At 40.7% G+C, this 1,795-nt stretch carries 1 protein-coding gene and 1 pseudogene; both read right to left on the bottom strand.

What is annotated here, in order from left to right; genetic code table 11:
* Positions 1-319: pseudogene (locus AK2_RS17345) on the bottom strand (hypothetical protein); the annotation flags it as partial.
* 542 nt (positions 320-861) lie between these two features.
* A partial coding sequence (locus AK2_RS16185) for a phosphotransferase enzyme family protein (protein ID WP_083521315.1) occupies positions 862-1,795 on the bottom strand: 934 nt, incomplete at its 5' end.

Below are 1,795 nucleotides of genomic sequence, written 5' to 3'. Positions count from 1 at the left end.
AACTTAAACTACGAAAAGCGTGTCTTGACAAAAGGGTCCATCTTACATTAGTGCCGTGTTGTAAAAGGAAATTACCAGGTTTGAAGTCACTCATAACAAAACTTGATGAGGATAAGTTTTCGAAATTATGTTGCGAACTTTCCAGCAACCCTTCAACCCACTCAACATCTTGGGGGGTTATCGCTGAATATTTTCGAGCATCTTCAAGCCAATATCTAATCCGATTGTAAAGCCATGTTTTATAGGAACCTTCAAAGGGGCGTACAGTTTCATTTTTGGGATCAAACTCGCCGTATTCATCGACTCGCCAGGTATGCATTTCAGCTAACGTCTTGGCAATTGATTCTGCGATTTTTATCTTGTCTTCTATGCTCAGCGATTGTCTGTCCCATTACACCATTAGTGGGTCTTTGTGAAGAGATTAAACTCCCTAGATTGAACCGATCAAGCATTAACTGTAATTGCTGATCAGTAACAGAAATTTCATTAGATGCAAAGAATATTTCTGTGGTCAAAGGTGTCGCACCTCCTTATAATGTTTGCTGAATCATTGTCCCTTAGCATAATAACAAGGTTAACATTCTTGCCGCCTTACTTCACAGACTTACTCCCGGAGCTTGAAGAATGAGATCACTCATGCCAAACTTCACTACTGTCCCATTGACGAGCTGCATCAATCTCCTCTACAACCCGGAGATAAGGGCGTGTTCCATCCATACTTAATCCAAGTGCCTCTAGCAGCTTAATATTACCTGACAATGCTATTTCGGTTAGACATGTTGCTCGTAGCTTTCTTAGATTCGTTCTGGCGGGCTAGTGTGGCTGTTGACTGCATTAGACATAACCATCCATTAGGATCCGTTAATTCAAGAAGATCTCCGACTCTATATAGCCAAAGTACCGTCTAATGTACTCTACGGGTTTATCACGCAAGTGTTCTATATCCTGACGCCTTGGGATTTTTCCTGCCATATAATATATTCGAAGAGCTGTACCAACACGCACTTCTTCGTCCGTAAATACCGTTCCATAACCTTCCTCGAAATACGTCCAAAACTTTTCTGGGTTGTCTGTTCTTCGAAGGTGTAGTCGAACAACACCGATGTCGATTGACCTGTGTCCGAAACCACATTCATCAAAATCCAGATAATAAAATCCGGTTGGGGTTGCTAAAAGATTCCCGAAATGCAAGTCCGCATGAATAAAATCTTGAGCTGAATCAAGAATTTCAAACCTCTCGATCAATTCTTGAGCAATTTTGATACATCGTTCTTTGTCAGCGCTTGTTAGAACATCAAAATTCAATAGATTTTGTAGACCTTCTTCGACAATGTAATATAAGTCATATCTAGGTCTATTCCAGCCTTCCCAATTTCTCGTTACCCTGTTGAGTATGTGATCTGCACTGTCATGCAACCAGCGCATCAAACGACCAAGCGTCTGATAGTCATATTCCGTTGGATTTAGAATGATGTCTCCTTCAACGAATTCGGACACAACATATATGTCCCTTATGTCCCTTTGAGAATTATCAGGTATGAACACGTGGTCACCGAAGCTGTTCTTAATAATTCTAGGTATATTGATAAATCCGGAAAGAATATCTATCCATGCGATTTCTGCACGAACTTGTTCCAATGTGTATCTTCCTGGTCTGTATCGACGAAGAGCATATTTCCCGTCTTGGGTTTCTACAACATATGTCTGGTTTTCTCCAGAATGCAACAATTTGAAAGTTGTATCGGAGCTCCATTGATATGCTTCAATAAGATACTTGCGTATGGTTTCTTCGATC

Source organism: Alicyclobacillus kakegawensis NBRC 103104, from assembly GCF_001552655.1.
GTDB lineage: Bacteria > Bacillota > Bacilli > Alicyclobacillales > Alicyclobacillaceae > Alicyclobacillus_G > Alicyclobacillus_G kakegawensis.
This window is presented reverse-complemented; position numbering and strand designations above follow the sequence as displayed.